Source organism: Okeania sp. SIO2B3 (assembly GCF_010672525.1).
Classification (GTDB): Bacteria; Cyanobacteriota; Cyanobacteriia; order Cyanobacteriales; family Microcoleaceae; genus Okeania.
In genome coordinates this window covers 14,150-29,990 of record NZ_JAAHGH010000092.1, presented here as the reverse complement: position 1 = coordinate 29,990, position 15,841 = coordinate 14,150, and the positions used below count along the sequence as shown (strand labels likewise).

14 protein-coding genes are annotated in these 15,841 nt (G+C 37.5%); 5 read left to right on the top strand and 9 right to left on the bottom strand.

All coding sequences use genetic code 11. The features are described from left to right. Positions 1-108: 108 nt before the first annotated feature. The 6 genes from F6K15_RS30730 to F6K15_RS30705 all read right to left on the bottom strand — a co-directional run bounded on the left by F6K15_RS30730 (position 109) and on the right by F6K15_RS30705 (position 1,818). The gene (locus F6K15_RS30730) at positions 109-267 is read right to left on the bottom strand and encodes a zinc ribbon domain-containing protein (protein WP_293068700.1); all 159 of its coding nucleotides are present in this window, start codon (positions 265-267) and stop codon (positions 109-111) included. 10 nt (positions 268-277) lie between these two features. Next, positions 278-490: an IS200/IS605 family accessory protein TnpB-related protein gene (locus F6K15_RS30725; RefSeq protein WP_293068691.1), complete on the bottom strand. Its 213-nt coding sequence runs from the start codon at positions 488-490 to the stop codon at positions 278-280. 15 nt (positions 491-505) lie between these two features. Beyond that, positions 506-715, bottom strand: a complete 210-nt coding sequence (locus F6K15_RS30720; RefSeq protein WP_293068688.1) for a hypothetical protein — start codon at positions 713-715, stop codon at positions 506-508. A gap of 7 nt (positions 716-722) precedes the next feature. After that, positions 723-1,118: a hypothetical protein gene (locus F6K15_RS30715; protein ID WP_293068685.1), complete on the bottom strand. Its 396-nt coding sequence runs from the start codon at positions 1,116-1,118 to the stop codon at positions 723-725. Further along, entirely contained in the window at positions 1,076-1,201 is a 126-nt protein-coding gene (locus tag F6K15_RS30710; RefSeq protein WP_293068682.1) for a helix-turn-helix domain-containing protein, read from the bottom strand. The genes F6K15_RS30715 and F6K15_RS30710 overlap by 43 nt, the downstream gene beginning before the upstream one ends. A 209-nt stretch (positions 1,202-1,410) precedes the next feature. Next, positions 1,411-1,818, bottom strand: coding sequence for a hypothetical protein (locus tag F6K15_RS30705; RefSeq protein WP_293068679.1), 408 nt, complete (start codon positions 1,816-1,818; stop codon positions 1,411-1,413). A gap of 245 nt (positions 1,819-2,063) precedes the next feature. Here F6K15_RS30705 and F6K15_RS30700 point away from each other — a divergent pair, with 245 nt between their 5' ends. Beyond that, complete coding sequence (locus F6K15_RS30700; protein WP_293068677.1) at positions 2,064-3,578, top strand: thioredoxin-like domain-containing protein; 1,515 nt, start codon at positions 2,064-2,066, stop codon at positions 3,576-3,578. Between the two features lie 267 nt (positions 3,579-3,845). Next, positions 3,846-4,100, top strand: coding sequence for a transposase (locus tag F6K15_RS30695; RefSeq protein ID WP_293068675.1), 255 nt, complete (start codon positions 3,846-3,848; stop codon positions 4,098-4,100). A gap of 435 nt (positions 4,101-4,535) precedes the next feature. Here the strand turns inward: F6K15_RS30695 and F6K15_RS30690 are convergent, their stop codons facing one another. The 3 genes from F6K15_RS30690 to F6K15_RS30680 all read right to left on the bottom strand — a co-directional run bounded on the left by F6K15_RS30690 (position 4,536) and on the right by F6K15_RS30680 (position 7,419). Further along, positions 4,536-5,315, bottom strand: coding sequence for a circadian clock KaiB family protein (locus F6K15_RS30690; protein WP_293068672.1), 780 nt, complete (start codon positions 5,313-5,315; stop codon positions 4,536-4,538). Positions 5,316-5,462: 147 nt separating this feature from the next. Then, complete coding sequence (locus F6K15_RS30685; protein ID WP_293068669.1) at positions 5,463-6,758, bottom strand: type IV pilus twitching motility protein PilT; 1,296 nt, start codon at positions 6,756-6,758, stop codon at positions 5,463-5,465. 448 nt (positions 6,759-7,206) lie between these two features. Next, positions 7,207-7,419 carry a hypothetical protein gene (locus F6K15_RS30680; protein ID WP_293068666.1) on the bottom strand — a complete coding sequence of 71 codons (213 nt, stop codon included), beginning with the start codon at positions 7,417-7,419 and terminating at the stop codon, positions 7,207-7,209. A gap of 2,893 nt (positions 7,420-10,312) precedes the next feature. Here F6K15_RS30680 and F6K15_RS30675 point away from each other — a divergent pair. The 3 genes from F6K15_RS30675 to F6K15_RS30665 all read left to right on the top strand — a co-directional run bounded on the left by F6K15_RS30675 (position 10,313) and on the right by F6K15_RS30665 (position 14,867). Then, complete coding sequence (locus tag F6K15_RS30675) at positions 10,313-11,044, top strand: DUF928 domain-containing protein (protein WP_293068663.1); 732 nt, start codon at positions 10,313-10,315, stop codon at positions 11,042-11,044. A 408-nt stretch (positions 11,045-11,452) separates the two neighbouring features. After that, on the top strand, positions 11,453-13,687 hold the full coding sequence (locus F6K15_RS30670) for an adenylate/guanylate cyclase domain-containing protein (protein ID WP_293068661.1): 2,235 nt from the start codon (positions 11,453-11,455) through the stop codon (positions 13,685-13,687). 418 nt (positions 13,688-14,105) lie between these two features. Next, positions 14,106-14,867, top strand: coding sequence for a glycosyltransferase family 2 protein (locus tag F6K15_RS30665; RefSeq protein ID WP_293068659.1), 762 nt, complete (start codon positions 14,106-14,108; stop codon positions 14,865-14,867). Positions 14,868-15,841 lie beyond the last annotated feature (974 nt).

The following is a 15,841-nucleotide window of genomic DNA, read 5'->3' as shown; positions in this document are numbered from 1 at the left end:
ACGAAAAACTTTATGTTACTCACCCATCTCTAAAAATGCTTAAGTATTCTATTTCCTTACTATTGTACTACTTAAAATTTAAGACTGTGCCAATCCCTATCTAAAACATTACACATTCACCAACGCCAAATTTAACGCTGCATTCAAGTCTCGATCGCAACTGAAACCACAGTTTTCACATTCAAAAACACGCTCTGATAACAATAGAGACTCTTTAACAGTTCCACACCTGCTGCAGGTTTTAGAACTAGGAAACCATCTATCAATGATGATTAACTCAGCAACCTAATAATTCACACTTGTATTCTAACTGTCTGCGAAACTCGTAAAAACTCATGTCAGCAACAGCCTTAGCTAACTTGTGATTTGACATCATTCCTGATACATTTAAGTCTTCTATTACTATTTGACTGTGGTTTTTAGCCAAATAGGTCGTTAGTTTATGTAACGTATCTTTCCTGATATCAGCTATCTTTGTGTGTAGTCTCACTATTTTTAGCTGTGCTTATTTCAAGTTGTTGGAAAACTTAGTTTTATTCCTGTTAAGGTATTGCAGTCGTGATAGTTTAGACTCTAACTTTTTGTAAGATTTTGCACCAACAAAAACCTCACCAGTTGACAGTTTAGCTAAAGATTTTACACCTAAATCTACACCAACGACATCAACTGATTTATCAGTGACTTGAGGTTCTGTTTCTATCTTGAAACTAATCAACCATCTATCAGCTTTTTTGCTCTTTTGTTACAGACTTGGGAGTAACATTGTCTGGCAAGATTTCAAAGGTTTTAACCCAACCAATTCGAGGTAACTTTATACGATTAAAACCGACTGTAATTGAACCATCCAAAGTAAAACTATCATCCCTACCTTTTTTCTTGAATTTAGGTTGACCAGAAATTTTGTTAAAACAACGCTTCCAAGCTGATGACAAATATCTCAAAGCATACTGAGGCGCTGTTTTAGAAACCTCGTAGTACCAATAGTTTTTAGGTTTGACCATTGCTACTAAAAGCTTATGTAAATCATGCTTCAGTAGGAAATTTAAGTTTACTATCAGGATGACGCTGATTGTGATTAAGGATGTTTCTGGTAAGCCATAATCCCCAGTTCCAGGCATGACGAGCTACAAAGCGCGTGTTTAGCCAATAAGGTTTTTTGCTGATTATTTGGGTGTAACTCAGTTTTGAATCCTAGTAGCATAAAATGAAATATAGATATTCATAGATTATAATAGATAATCATAGATTATGTCAAGCTGTTAATTACCCCTCTTATTGATTGGTTTTCCCATCTCTGTGCTCCCCTGCGGGAGAGCGCGGGTCTTCAACCAACGTTGAGATAAATAATAATTCTGATTAACAATGCCGAATTCTTTGGGGGCTAAATTTCTTAGGCAGTCCTAAATAAATCTAAACATCTGCATGAGTTCCTGTCTCAGATTCGGGAAATATACTAGGAAAAGCCATTGTTAACAACATAACAATATTAGCTATCCAAAATATCAAAACTAGCCATAATAAACTTAACCACGGTTGAGAGTAAATTGTAGCGTGAATACCTGACCACAATTGCCAAATCCGAAACCCTGTGTAAATAGTTCCAATAATGACAACAACACTTTTGCATAACCAACGGCTAAAAACGATTTCACTAGCTAATTGAACAAAAACAACTATTAAATAGTAGCTCAAAAATCGACTCTGAATAGGTTGTATTCTCAAAAAAATCAATAGGATTATCGGGATAATTACCCCAATGAATAAAGCAATATTTACCCAAACTTTTATAAACTGCAATTGTGCTTCACTATAAGCCATCAGGGATTTTAGTGGAAGTATTGACTGATTGATTAACACACCTATCGTTACGCTCAATAAGGTAGCGCAAGTAAGAAATAAAACAATAGTCTGCAATTGATTGGGATTTATATACACTTGATTATTTATTCCTATAATTATCTATAATTTTATCAGTAAAAATATTACAACTTAATCAAACAATACCTTCAGACTTCGTTAAATTTAGATCAGCACCAACTTTTACTATTACCGAGCCAATATTTATGTCCCGTATCAGAGCGCCTAAACTACCCCAAAATTATCCCTGGCTAAATACAGACAAACCACTATCCCTCGAATCTCTAAAAGGACGAGTGGTTATCCTCGACTTCTGGACTTACTGTTGCATCAATTGCCTCCACGTTCTACCAGACCTAGAATTCTTAGAACAAAAATATCCAGATAGTCTAACTATTATCGGTATTCACTCAGCAAAATTCGAGAATGAGAAAGATGTGGAAAATGTCCGACAAGCTATCCTCCGCTACGACATTGGACATCCTGTTTTAGTGGACAGTGGATCGAGAGTTTGGCAACAATATGCTGTTCGTGCATGGCCGACTTTCAAAATTATCGATCCCGAAGGGTATATAGTGGGGTCTGTTTCTGGTGAAGGTAAACGTGATGTCTTGGATGAAATTATTGGTAAGTTGATAGAAGAACATCAAGACAAAGGTACTATTAATTTTAGTGAAGTTAGCTCAATTCTAGAAAAACAAAAGCAACCTTTGACTACACCTTTAGCTTTTCCGGGTAAAGTTCTCGCTGATAGTGATACTAATCAATTATTTGTCGCTGACTCAGGACATCATCGTATTGTTGTTAGTACTCTTGAGGGAGAAGTTTTGCACATTATTGGTACTGGTAAAGCAGGATTAATTAATGGTTCATTTTCTGAAGCTCAATTTTTTGCTCCCCAAGGTATGACTTTTGATGCCAAGAATCAAGTTTTATATGTTGCCGATACAGAAAATCATGCTTTACGCAAAATTGATTTTAGAACTCAGCAGGTCGAAACTATTGCAGGTACTGGAGAAAAAAGTTATCAAATTTCACCTCATAGTGGAGTTGCTAGAGAAACTAAACTTAATTCACCTTGGGATGTGGACAAGATAGGCGGACGTATTTTTATTGCTATGGCAGGTTCCCATCAAATTTGGCTGTTGCAACTGGATACTGGGATAATTAGTACTTATGCAGGGACTGGTGCAGAAGCTTGTGTAGATGGCTCTTTGACAGAATCTGCCTTTGCTCAACCCAGCGGTATTAGTACGGATGGCAATGAATTATTTGTGGCGGATAGTGAAATTAGTTCAATTCGAGCAGTAGGTATTAATAAGCATCCGAAAGTGCGGACTATTTGTGGTAGTGGGGGACTATTTGGCTTTGGAGACAAAGATGGCCGAGGTTCAGAAGTTTTGCTACAACATTGTTTGGGAATAGAATATACCCAAAATTATGTCTGGGTTGCTGATACCTATAATCACAAAATTAAGCGGGTAGAATATCACGCAGGTTTATGCCTTACCATGTTGGGAAATGGCACTGTAGGTAATCAAGATGGACAAGGTATTAATTGTAGCTTTTTTGAGCCATCAGGATTAAGTGCGATCGCGCAACATTTATTTATTGCAGATACAAATAATTGCGTTATCCGCAAAGTTGAGCTAGATACCTTGGAAGTCATAACCGTACATTTTCCAGGTTTGTGCGCTCCTGATGTCTGTTTACCTAGTTAGGGTTTGCGCTTCACTAGTCTTTTAGTAGGGGTAGGAGACAGGAGACAGGAGACAGCTATACTGGAGACAGGAGACAGGAAGAGCAGGGAATGAGCGAGGAGGTAGGAGTAATATCATGTCCGGTAGCATCGGTATTGTATAGCTAAGGTAAGAAAGAAGGAAGAGGGAAGAGGGAAGAGGGAAGAATTAGGAATGCTTAAGAGCAAGAAAAAAACTTAAATTTCCAGACATTCACCCTTGGGTTTACACAAACGCGCCCCAACGGACATGATATTAGTGCTAGATAGAGCAGGTTGGCACAGCAGTAAAAAACTCAACATTCTAGATGGTATGCACTTGGAGTTCTTACCAGCCCATACACCAGAACTACAACTAGCCGAACGACTCTGGCCGATAATTAATGTTGGCGAAGCCTCCCGAAGGGAACTTGTTTGTAATCAAACCTTTGAAAATTTATCCCAGATAGAAGATATAGTTTTTGAGCGATGTATCAGTATCAACTTAATGAAACAGTGTTCGTGAAACGTGCCGGAGGCAATCGCTCATTCAAGGTCTCACTTGTTTTCGTTGGTGGCCTACTGATAATCTGTCAAGTGCTTGAAGAGTAGCGTTCGCGAAGCGTGGCGTCAGCCGTATCGCTCAGGTTTTACACGCTCCGATGCTACCGGACATGATATCATAGGTTGTTTCATACTATAGCACTACAAGAATTGGTTAGGATATTTTTCAATCCTAAAACCCCTTTGACAGTTTGCTATTCCTTGTTCCCTATTCCCTAGCGCGTAGCACTATATAGCGCTGTGCGCAGGCAACAGGCAACAGCTCATCTGGGGGAATAAATTGCTGATAATATAAGGCTTTTAGCTATTGGACACCTCCTGCAATTTGTAAATATGCCAGCGCACATTGCTATAAATTTGAAAAGTTTTACTACCAAACGCTAAAAAAATCTAACATTTAAAATCTAGAATTAGCACCTTCCAACAACTTAAGAATTTTTTCCACATCATTAAATTCCCCAACAATTCTCCGCACAGGCAGAGGCCAAACCCTAATCAGGGTAGGAGTCGCAGTAATTTGATCTGCTTCAGCTTGTTCCGGATGTTGCAACACATCTATTACCTTTAAAGTATAAGGATGATAAAGAGACTGTTCTAATATTTGGTGCAGGTTCTTCAGAGTCCGCTCAGTCCCAATATTGTTACCCGATACAAATAAGCGGAGAACATACCCTTGAACTTGTGGTTTTTCTAGTTGTAGGTCGAGACTGGAGGTCAAAAATTCCTCTGGAGTTGAGTCCAGATTAACCTCTTGCTGCTCAAGATGTACAACAAGGTCATGATTTTCCCAGAGTTGAGAAAACTGGTCGTAATAAGTAGCAATTACCATTGGATTACAAAATTCCTCTGACCAAGGAGCAGGTTGCCAAATTAAGTTATCCGTCTTAAAAATGGCATTAAGTAATATTTGATATCTTAAGACTGGAGCATAAGCTTCAGCAGAAACTTGGACTTCTTGAGTACTATGGTCTAGCCATTTATCAATAGTTGCAGTGTATCCTGGTATTAAGAAATGAGGTGGTTCTGATAACCCCAATATTTCTTGTAGCTCTACACATAGGTGTAGATGCCATCGATTTTGTTTACTTGGGTCTATACAATAAATTAAATCTCCCCCAGGTGTAAACAAGGCAATACCCTTGAACAACAGGGGGAATTTTTCTGGAGCTGGTTTCAAGAAAATCAATTAGGATCGACTACAGACTTTTGAGTTTTGACATTAAACTCGACTGCTTAAAGCATTAGCTTAACTTAAAACTTTACCGTTAATTTATTTTACTCTAGTTCATCCTGAGAGCTTAAAATTTAAAACTTCATAATCTTTTTAAATTCTACCTCGTAACATCTGAGCCATTTCATTTGGGTAAGGAGATTGATCTATTGCTGTTTCTTCTGTAATTCGACCCTCTTGGTAAAGCTCAAACAAAGACCTATTCATGGTAGTCATACCTTCATAAGTATCTTTGAGCATAATTTGGTTAATTTCCTCATACTGGTCTTTAATAATATATTCCTTAATTACATCAGTATTAATCAAAATGTCATGGAAAGCTGCCCGCTTACCATCAGTAGTTTTGCACAACAACTGAGCAATAATTGCTACCAGAATTTCTGAAAGAGCTAATTTAATCGCTGGTTGTTCCTCAGCAGAAAACATATCCAAAATACGAGTCAGAGTCTTGATGGCGCTGTTGGTGTGCAATGTTCCCATCACCAAGTGTCCTGTAGAAGCAGCTTTAATCGCAATTCCCACCGTTTCCTTATCTCGAATTTCCCCTACTAACATTAAGTCAGGGTCTTGACGGAGAGCACCTTTAAGAGCATTGAAGAATTTTAGAGTATGTCTACCTACTTCCCGGTGCTTGATCAAACATTTTCGACTTTCATGGACAAATTCCACAGGGTCTTCAATAGTGATGACATGATAAGGAAAAGTACTGTTCATAAAATCAATCATCGCCGCCATGGTGGTGGACTTACCAGAACCTGTAGGTCCGGTCACCAAAATTAACCCTTTATGGTAATGGCAGACTTTCTTAAAGACTTCTGGCAATTTAAGTTGCTCCATAGTCAGGATTTTAGACCCAATCAGTCGTAAAACCATCCCTGGACCTGCAAGAGAGTCAAACAAGCTAATCCTAATCCTGACAAAACCTAAGTCAGCAGCACCATCAAAGTCAAGATTTTCTTGGAATGCACGAATTTCTTCATCTGTAAGAATTTCTCGCAACCAAAACATAAAGGTGTTCAAGTCAGTTTCTGGATATTCAAGGGGTAGAAGGTCTCCACGTTTGCGGAACCGTGGTATTTCTTTCACCCCTACATGAACATCTGAAACACCTTCTTCATTAGCTCGCCGGACAATATCTGTCAGCGGTATTTGTCCAGAACCCAGTTGTGGGCCACCAGAAGTTGCTATTTGAGCTACTGGTGCAGTTTCCGTTGGAGGAATCAGTTGTTGAGAAACAGATGTTGATGATACTGGAGGATCGGAAGAAGGTGGAGGAGATGTTGGCGGTTTTCTTGCTGCTGGTGGACTAGGTGGAGCTGGGGGACGCGGTAAACCACGGCCTCCAGGAGGACGGGGTGCTGGGGGACGAGGTGGTGGTGTTTGTGTCATAGTTGCATTACCTTGCTGAATTAGGATATTGCAGTCAACAAATATATTCTAATTCTAATAGCAAGTCAAAATGGGTAGTATTTAAAATATTTAATTATTTTTTGGATACCGACAACATTAGCCTGAAAAAGGTTTATTGTCTACTTAAATTTACTGTTAAGTATTGATTTTTGAAGTTGCTATTACCAGAGTATTATTTTAATTTTTAATACTTCAATAATTATCAGTAAATTCAGTTTAATTCCTAATTATTGGCTGTAAAATAATTGTATTATTTATCTTTTCCCTTATGGATTTAATCTCCCACTATCACTCGCGGTGCAAATGCGGTTGGTGGGGTGATAATGTCCATAAACTGCATTCTCCTGTACGTCGCCAATCCGACGGCTCCCCTACCTGAGTTCTAACTCCTGACTTCTTCTTCCAACCTGATTTTTTGAAATTTCACTTAATTACAATTTTGTCGGATTTTGATATTGATACCATTTCTCAATCTCAAGTTCTTAATTATACATCCATCTTCAGATACTTCTATTCTATTTTTTAGATATTTATTAGGAGGTTGATTTTGCAGTTTAGTCGATTGAGGCTTGTTCAGTTTTAATTTATTGTTTGCTTCATTATCTGAGAATTTTTGATTTTGAGTGTAATTTTTTGACAAAGAAGGATACTCAAAAGATATGATTAAAAATATAGGTATAAAAGAAATAAAACCGAGTTGTTTGAATAATGAAATAGTCATACTACCTCTTTCTTAAATCTGCTACTATAAATGTCAGGTTACTCGATCGACAGACTCAAAATATCAATAGCTTTGAGTAATAATTATAAGCTAGAGTATATACTTAGCCCAAATAAAAAGCTGTATTTATATAGAGTACCTTAACTATCTTTTCACCAGGTTGGGACTATTGAGAAACAGAGGCCGGATCAGTAGGCAATTTTTGTATACATCACTAAAAACTTTTATAATACATCCCATAAAAAAACAGACTCTTGTTGAAAATTTTTGTGAGATATTGTCAATTAACTCAGTATTTAAAGATGTTATTTATCAGTCATCAGTTAAAAGTTAATATTTTTAACAGGTTTGTTTAATACCTCCACGTTTATGTTGGAAAAGTGCGTGGCGCACCTTTGTGGTAGGTCGCTCATTTTCTATGATACACCTGAATTCTACAGTTCCTCCCCAGGAGACTAACTAAATAATTGTTAATTGATTTAAATGGTAGCTACATCAACAAATCAAGATTTTCCTAAATGTTGTTCTATTTTGTCTTGCTTGATTACTATGTTTCATCAATTTGCCTATCCCCTCACATCTATATTTAGATTTACTTTCTCATCATCCCTTACTTATATATCAAATCTAACAAATCCAATTTCGGTAAATATATAATTTTCCCAAAAATACGCGATGTGTATGATACATTTCTAGATTCCCTGTTCTCTAAAAATTAAAATTTTGTACCTCATTCAAAGAAGAAAGGCGATATAATATGATCAGGACTTAACCCAGAGACTCTGCATATAGCGAGGGCGTTTTGCTCCGCAACATATAAAGCGGAGCTTGGCGTTAGCCAATGCCATTCGCCCCTACAGATGGTGGTTTAAAGGTCAATTTGCGTAAGTCCTGATTATATTATGTCCGGATAATTAGTGATCAAAAAAACTTTCTCTTTTTTCTTGCTTCTTCCTTTTTTCTGCCCTCCTGACTCAGTCCTTCCCCTCCCCTCCTGGGAGCAGGGCTAATTCATTGCCTGGGGAGAATATTAATATGAAGTACATTTAATTGTGCAAATATACAAATATCTCCATCTCCCATCCCCCCACATTCCCCTCCTGGGAGGGGCGAGGGGTGGGTTCCCATCCCCCCATCAATTTTTCGCTCGCGTGACAATAAATAGACCCTCCCCTCCTGGGAGGGGGAGGGGCGAGGGGTGGGTTGACTCCTAACTCCTCCCTCGTTTATTTATAACTATTCAACCGGACATGATATTACTAGAGAATCAAAAAAAAATTATCTCGTAGGAGCGATCGTTCCTAAAAGATAATTTAATGATTGAGGTAACTCTTGACATCTCCAGGGGTTGAAACACCCTGGAGTCCGTGGTTTACCCACCGCAAATGGGACGGGGCGTTTAAAGTGCGGAAGTAAATTCCGCACGCAGCCCCTCATAAATCCACATTTGCTTACAGCCTGAAGGGCAGACTTCTAAACTCCTCGGCATAGACCATTATCTAGCTGTGAGCTTACTTTTTTTAGCTTTCACGAGTGGTTTTACTCGCGCTGGTTGGAGCAATCTTCTCGCTGCTTTAGCTGCCTGCTTGCTTTTCGGTGCCGAATGCTACGCAAACAGCCGTCGTAGGAAATTAATTCCCCGTCTCCTGTCCACCGGAATTTCACCGCAAAGCGCGGTCATGTCATGGCGACAAACCTTGTTCTTACTTGCTATCTCTAGTATAGCTACTATAGCAGATTTTTACTACGGGTTAAAACCCGCGTGTCGTTATTCAACCAGCCGTTAAAACAGGCGCTGCGTACTTCCTCCCGTTATTTTTTTAGGTTTTTTTTGCGAACCTGACCCTTGTCAATATTGACAAATAAACCGAGCAGGTCATTTTGAGAGTTTGACTATTTCCCATATTTCTCAAAGAAATGTTACTTTTAGAGGCAATTTATGAAAAAATGTAGTAGAATTTTACCTGCTGCTGCTGCTCTATAAAACTGACACAAAGCGTCACATAACGTGACAAATTGATGTGTACGGACGCCCTTATGCAACGTCCCTACTTCTTGTGAGGCCGTCGGCGGTTACTCATCCACAGGCATTCACGGTCGAGCCGACCGCATCTGTACAGTCTATACCTACATTTAAGTCTTTGTCAATCAACATCAGAAAAAATCCTCAAACCCTGACTGCCCCGTTTTAGCGTAGGGAGCGGGATTTCTTGTGAGGTCTCTGTCTATATAGATAGACTGCCAGAAATGTTTAAGTCGCGATTAGTGCAGAAGATACAAAGCGTCAGCATCGTTACTACTTGTGTGTGAGAACTAGCGTATTATATCGCGCTCCGTATCGCAAATTGTTAACTAAGTCGAAACTCTATCCATAAACTTTTTGATCAAGGTAAAAATTTAATCTTTTTTCCTTATGGTTGCTGATATCGATTGTTAAGTAAGTATATCTAAGAAAAAATTACAACAAAAATTTTATCTTCTCACTCCTCTATTGCAAGATATAGCGTAAATATTTTTTGTAATTATTTTTATTGATTAACAATATATATAATAGGTTATATGATGTCCGCTTAATTAGCCTTAAAAAAACTTTTTTCTGCCCTATCCTTCTTGAGTCTCTTATTTTCCCTGTACCCTACTCACTTAATTTATAAACATAAAACTGCATATCGGATTAATTATCAGTAATAATCTATCAAAGATAAATAATTAAAGCTTTGAAGTAAATTAATACACTGATAAAAACTGATTTAGAGGTATGTTAGGATTACAGGTATAGTGAAAATATCAAAAAAAGGAGATATCTTTGATTATGGGGAGGCAAAATATCAAGTTTTGGGGACTTTTGGCTTTGGCGACATCCCCAATTATTGTAACTTTTTCAGGTTTGCAGTTAGCACAAGCACAGTCAACCGCAGAATTGCTGATTAGTATAGAATTTCCTTCTGGGCCACAAAGGGCAAGTTCAGGAGAAACAAGAGGTGGAGGTACTCGCGCTCCAGGCTCCTACTGTACTCCTGGTCAAACCAAGTTGACAGCTTTAATGCCTGGAGATAATGTCGGAACAACAGTTGCTGATAATCCCAAATTTTTCGTGTATGTTCCTGAACACGAAGCAAAGTCAGCACAATTTGAAATAACAGATAAATCAGGTAAGAGGATCTATTCAACAAAATTAGATATTTCCGAGACTTCTGGTATTGTCAAACTTGCCCTGCCAAAAAATGTAAGTTTGACAACTAATAAAGAATATACTTGGGTATTTGTTATGATTTGTGATGAATTTGATTACGGTGCTAATGAATCTGTTGAAGGAATTATCAAAAAAGTAGAAATCAGTTCAGACTTAGAAAATAGCTTAAAAAATGCTACTCCCCTCGAACAAGCAGAAATATATGCAAAAGCCAAAATTTGGAATGAAACGATCGCTACCGTGGCCGAATTACGCAATTCTAAGCCAGAAGAGTGGGAAGAATTACTCACATCAGTAGGATTACAAGAGATTGCTTCTGAACCCTTTGCACCCTGCTGTCAAATAAAATAATAAATTAAATTAGCATTGAAATAGCTGTCAGTAACTAAGTTGAGTCTGGTACACTACTATCACATTGATTTTATGGTAAAGGCGGGTAATTAATAATTAATAATTAATAATTAATAATTAATAGTTAATAGTTAGGGCTTGCTGATTAATTATCAAAACTTTGATAAATAAAGGTTTTAGCCTTCTGATATTCCCAAAAAGTGCGCTGGTTTTAGTCAAAAACGTTCAAAAAGGAGCGCATTTTGGGCAAATCAAGGACAGAAAAATTTAGGGAAAATTCTTACTTCTTTCTCCTCTAAATTCCCCGTGTCTCCTGTCTCCTACTAAAAGACTTTTTCAGCCAACCCTAATTATTAATTGTTGAACCACCCTCAAAAACTTTTAATTTCTACAAAGCAGCTAACACAAATGTTATGGAATAAATGGCAGAATTTTTTTTCTCAGTGGTATGGTGTATGGATTACCGCCCCGAGCATCACAGGGTTAGTAATCCTACTACGTTTTCTTGGCTTACTACAAGCTTGGGAATGGGCAACTTATGACCAATATATGCGATGGCGACCTTTGGAGAGTCCAGACAATCGTATCGTTATTGTAGGTATTAATGAAGATGATGTCAGAGCAGTCGGGCAGCCAATTTTTCCTGACGCTATTTACGCTAAATTGCTGAATAAATTAAAAGCAATGGAGCCAAAAGTTATTGGTTTAGACATTTATCGAGACTTACCTGTAGAACCTGGCCATCAGAAATTAGTGGAAGTATTCAAGTCTACCTCCAACTTGGTAGGGATTAAAAAAGTAGCGGGGGAGAGGCAAAATGACGTAATAGAAGCACCACCAGCTCTGGAAGCTAATAATCAAGCAGGTGCTAATGATGTAAAGGTAGACCCAGATAAAAAAATTCGACGAGGTTATTTATATGTCACCCTGCAAAATGGAGAAAATGTCTGGAGTTTTGCTTCTCATATTGCTTTGCGTTACTTAGATACTTTTGATATTAGTCTTGAGAAAATTGATGGTGACAAATTTCAGTTAGGAAAGACAATAATAGAGCCATTTGAAGCCAATGATGGTGGTTATATCAGGGCAGATGCAGGTGGTTATCTAATGCTTTTAAACTACCGGGGTCCGAGTCGCCACTTTGAGATTGTTTCCATGATGGATATTCTCGAAGACAGAGTGCCGCCTGAATGGGGTCGCGATCGCATCATCTTGATTGGAGCAGTCAGTGAAGGGTTTAATGATTTATTTTCTACTCCCCACAGTAGTAACTTAATTAAAACTCTAGAACCCATGAGTGGGGTAGAAGTTCATGCTAATCTAATCAGTCAACTAATTAGTTCTGCTACCGATGGTCGTTCTCTGATTCAGATTTGGGCAGAACCTCTTGAGTGGGCGTGGATTTTATTCTGGTCTTTAGTGGGGGCAGCGATAACTTGGAAATGGCGTACTGCTGGTGGTGTTAGCTATTTTTCTATTTGGAAAGTAATTACAATGTTCGTTGCAGGTGTAGTTTTATTCGTTAGTACCTATACTGCTTTTGTCTGGAATTTTTGGTTGCCAGTAATTCCAGCGTTTTTAGGTATGAGTATGTCAGCAGTTACAATTACAGCTTATATTGCTCGTACTGCACAAGATATTCGCAAAACTTTTGGTCGTTATTTAACTGATGAAGTAGTGGCTACTTTATTAGAAAGTCCTGAAGGATTAAGGTTAGGAGGCGAACGCCGAAATATCACAATTTTAACTTCCGATTTAAGAGGGTTTACTGCCACATCAGAACGTATAACACCAGAAGAAGTGGTGAAAATTCTTAACTTTTATCTGGGATATATGGCAGATGTAATTACTAAGTATCAGGGAACTATTGATGAGTTTATGGGGGATGGAATTTTGGTTTTATTCGGTGCCCCTATAACTAGAGAAGACGATCCGGTAAGAGCTATTGCTTGTGCGATTGATATGCAATTAGCCATGGAACCTGTCAATAAACAGATGAAAGAATGGGGTTTGCCACCATTAGAAATGGGAATTGGTATTAATACTGGAGAGGTTGTTGTTGGTAATATTGGCTCTGACAAACGGACAAAATATGGTGTGGTAGGCAGTCAGGTAAATTTAACTTATCGGATTGAATCTTATACTACAGGTGGTCAAATTTTAATTTCTGAGACAACTTTAAAAGAAGTAGGACCGATAATTAAAATTAATGATGAAAAAGAAGTAATGCCAAAAGGAGTTAAACAACCAATTACTATTTATGATGTTGCTGGTATTGAGGGTAAATATAATTTATTTTTGAGAAAAGAAGAAGAACATTATCTACCACTTCAAGAACCAATATCTTTACATTATGTAGTTTTAGATGGTAAAAATGTCGGTGATTGTTTGCAAAAAGGAAGTTTAATCAAACTATCAGAAAAAGAAGCAGAAATTCAGGGTGTACAAATAGGAAATGACCTGCCACCAGCTTTGATTAATATTAAGCTTAATTTTATCTGGGATGGAGTAGAAAGCGAGGATGTTTATGGCAAGGTTTTAGAGAAAACAGCAAAAAATGGAAATTTTTATATTCATTTTACGGCTAAACCTCCAGAGGTTTCTGCTAAATTAGAAGCTTTGTATGAATCGCTGCAAAATTAGTAGTTAATTTTTAGTAGTATTAAGTATGAATATTTGGTATAATGTCATTTTAGGTAAAACGTAAGCATTTCCTGCGGAATGCTGCGCAAACAGCCGTCAGCTATTGCTTTTAGTTTTAGATAAAAGCTTTACTAATTGAGTCATACCATTTCTCTGTAACAATGCGCTTAATAATTCTTACCAAAACCTGAATTTTACTAATAGCTATGATCTTTTATTAAGCGCAACTTCATGGAGAAGTGGTATCAGATTTAAATCTTACTATAAAAACTGGGTTTAAAATCTATATTCATTAAAACCTCCTTATGAGAGCTGATAGCTAATAGCTGTTTGCGCAGCATTCCGCAGGAAATGCTTACGGTAAAACACTGCTTTGTTACACAAAAGATGACTATAAATAATCAAAGATAGGTAATATATGTTAGATATGTTAGAAGTCACAAAAAAAGCACCAAGTTATCAAAAAACAGCAAGTGTAATTATACCTGCCCGAAACGAAGCTGGTACTATTGAAGATTGCATTACTCAAATGCCAAAACTAGGTAAACACACAGAAATTATATTTATTGAGAGTAATTCCTCAGACAATACTTGGGAAGAAATCAAGAGAGTTAAGAGCTTATATCAGGAGCAATGGGATATCAAAATATGTCAGAATAATGGTAAAGGAAAAGGGGATGCTGTTCGTCAGGGTTTTAACATGGCAACAGGTGATGTTCTGATTATTCTAGATTCTGACTTAACTGTTCAACCAAAAGAATTAACCAAATTTTTCGAGGCGATCGCTTCAGGTAATTGCCAATTAGCGAATGGATCGCGACTCACTCATTCAGTATCATTGAAAACGATGCCATTGCTCAATCAACTTGCTAATCGCTTTTTTGCTAAACTACTATCAATCGTATTGGGAGTCGAAATTAAGGATTCTCTTTGTGGAACTAAAGCTATTAGCAAAGAAAACTATCTCCAGATAGTTGCTAATTGGCAAAACTTTGGTAAATACGATCCTTTTGGGGATTTTGATTTGCTCATTGGGTGCAAAAAATTTGGCTTAACTATTGAGGATATTTCTGTAGAATATTTACCAAGAACTTATGGGAAATCAAATATTAAACATATCCAAGGCGGTTTCCAACTTTTAAAAATGATTTTATATACTGCTTTAGAGGTTAGGAGGTAAACAATATAATGCAATAATGCAATTTTTTCAGAAATTTTTAGTATTTATCTATAGCCTAGTTAATAATACTGGTTTACTAAGAAATCTATAGACTTGATTTTCTCTAAAAGCTGATAGCTGTTTGCGTTTGCGTAGCATGACCTAGGAAAGTATTCCGGAACGGAAATGCTAAAAACTAATACCTATTTAAGTAGGGCTTGCTGATTAATTCTTGCGCGTATTGAATGATATTGGCTTTAGCCTTTTTGGGTTGGAGAAAGTACCAGATTTTCAGTGGAAAGAGCTGCAAAAAGCTAGTATTTTGGGCTGATTATGGCAGAAAAATCTATGGACAGTTTTTCCAACGACTTCCTCTATAATTCCCATTTCTCCTGTACATCGCTAATCCAACGGCTCCCTTACCTGATATCAAATCCGGTTGAATAGTACTTATATATAGTTTGGGCAGTAGGGGAGATTGAATATTGAAGTCTTATCGAGAATTATGAACACATATTATTTTGATAATATGGGTCGCGCAACCCCGCCTTTTAAAGCGCAATATTTTTGGAGCGAAGCTCAAATCCCCTACTTTCCATCCACGGTCGGGGCCCGCGGGTGGGTTAACTTCTGACTTCTGACTTCGTTAAATCACCAGATTCTATATCATCCAAAAATTTCAATAACTATAACGTTGTAGTTAAGGATCAGACCCCTCATAATAACTATAACGTTGCAGTTAAGGGTCAGACCCCTCATAATAACTACAACGTTGCAGTTAAGGGTCAGACCCCTCATAATAACTACAACGTTGCAGTTAAGGGTCAGACCCCTCATTTGGTCTCCAAACCCTCATATAAAATCAGGTTAAACACTTATACGGCATTGCACAGTCACGAATGATTTTAGATTTTTGATTGAATGGGGTTTGGGATTTGAGAATTACTAGAATGATTAATATTAGATTTTTTTAGTCACAATCTAAACTAATTTTT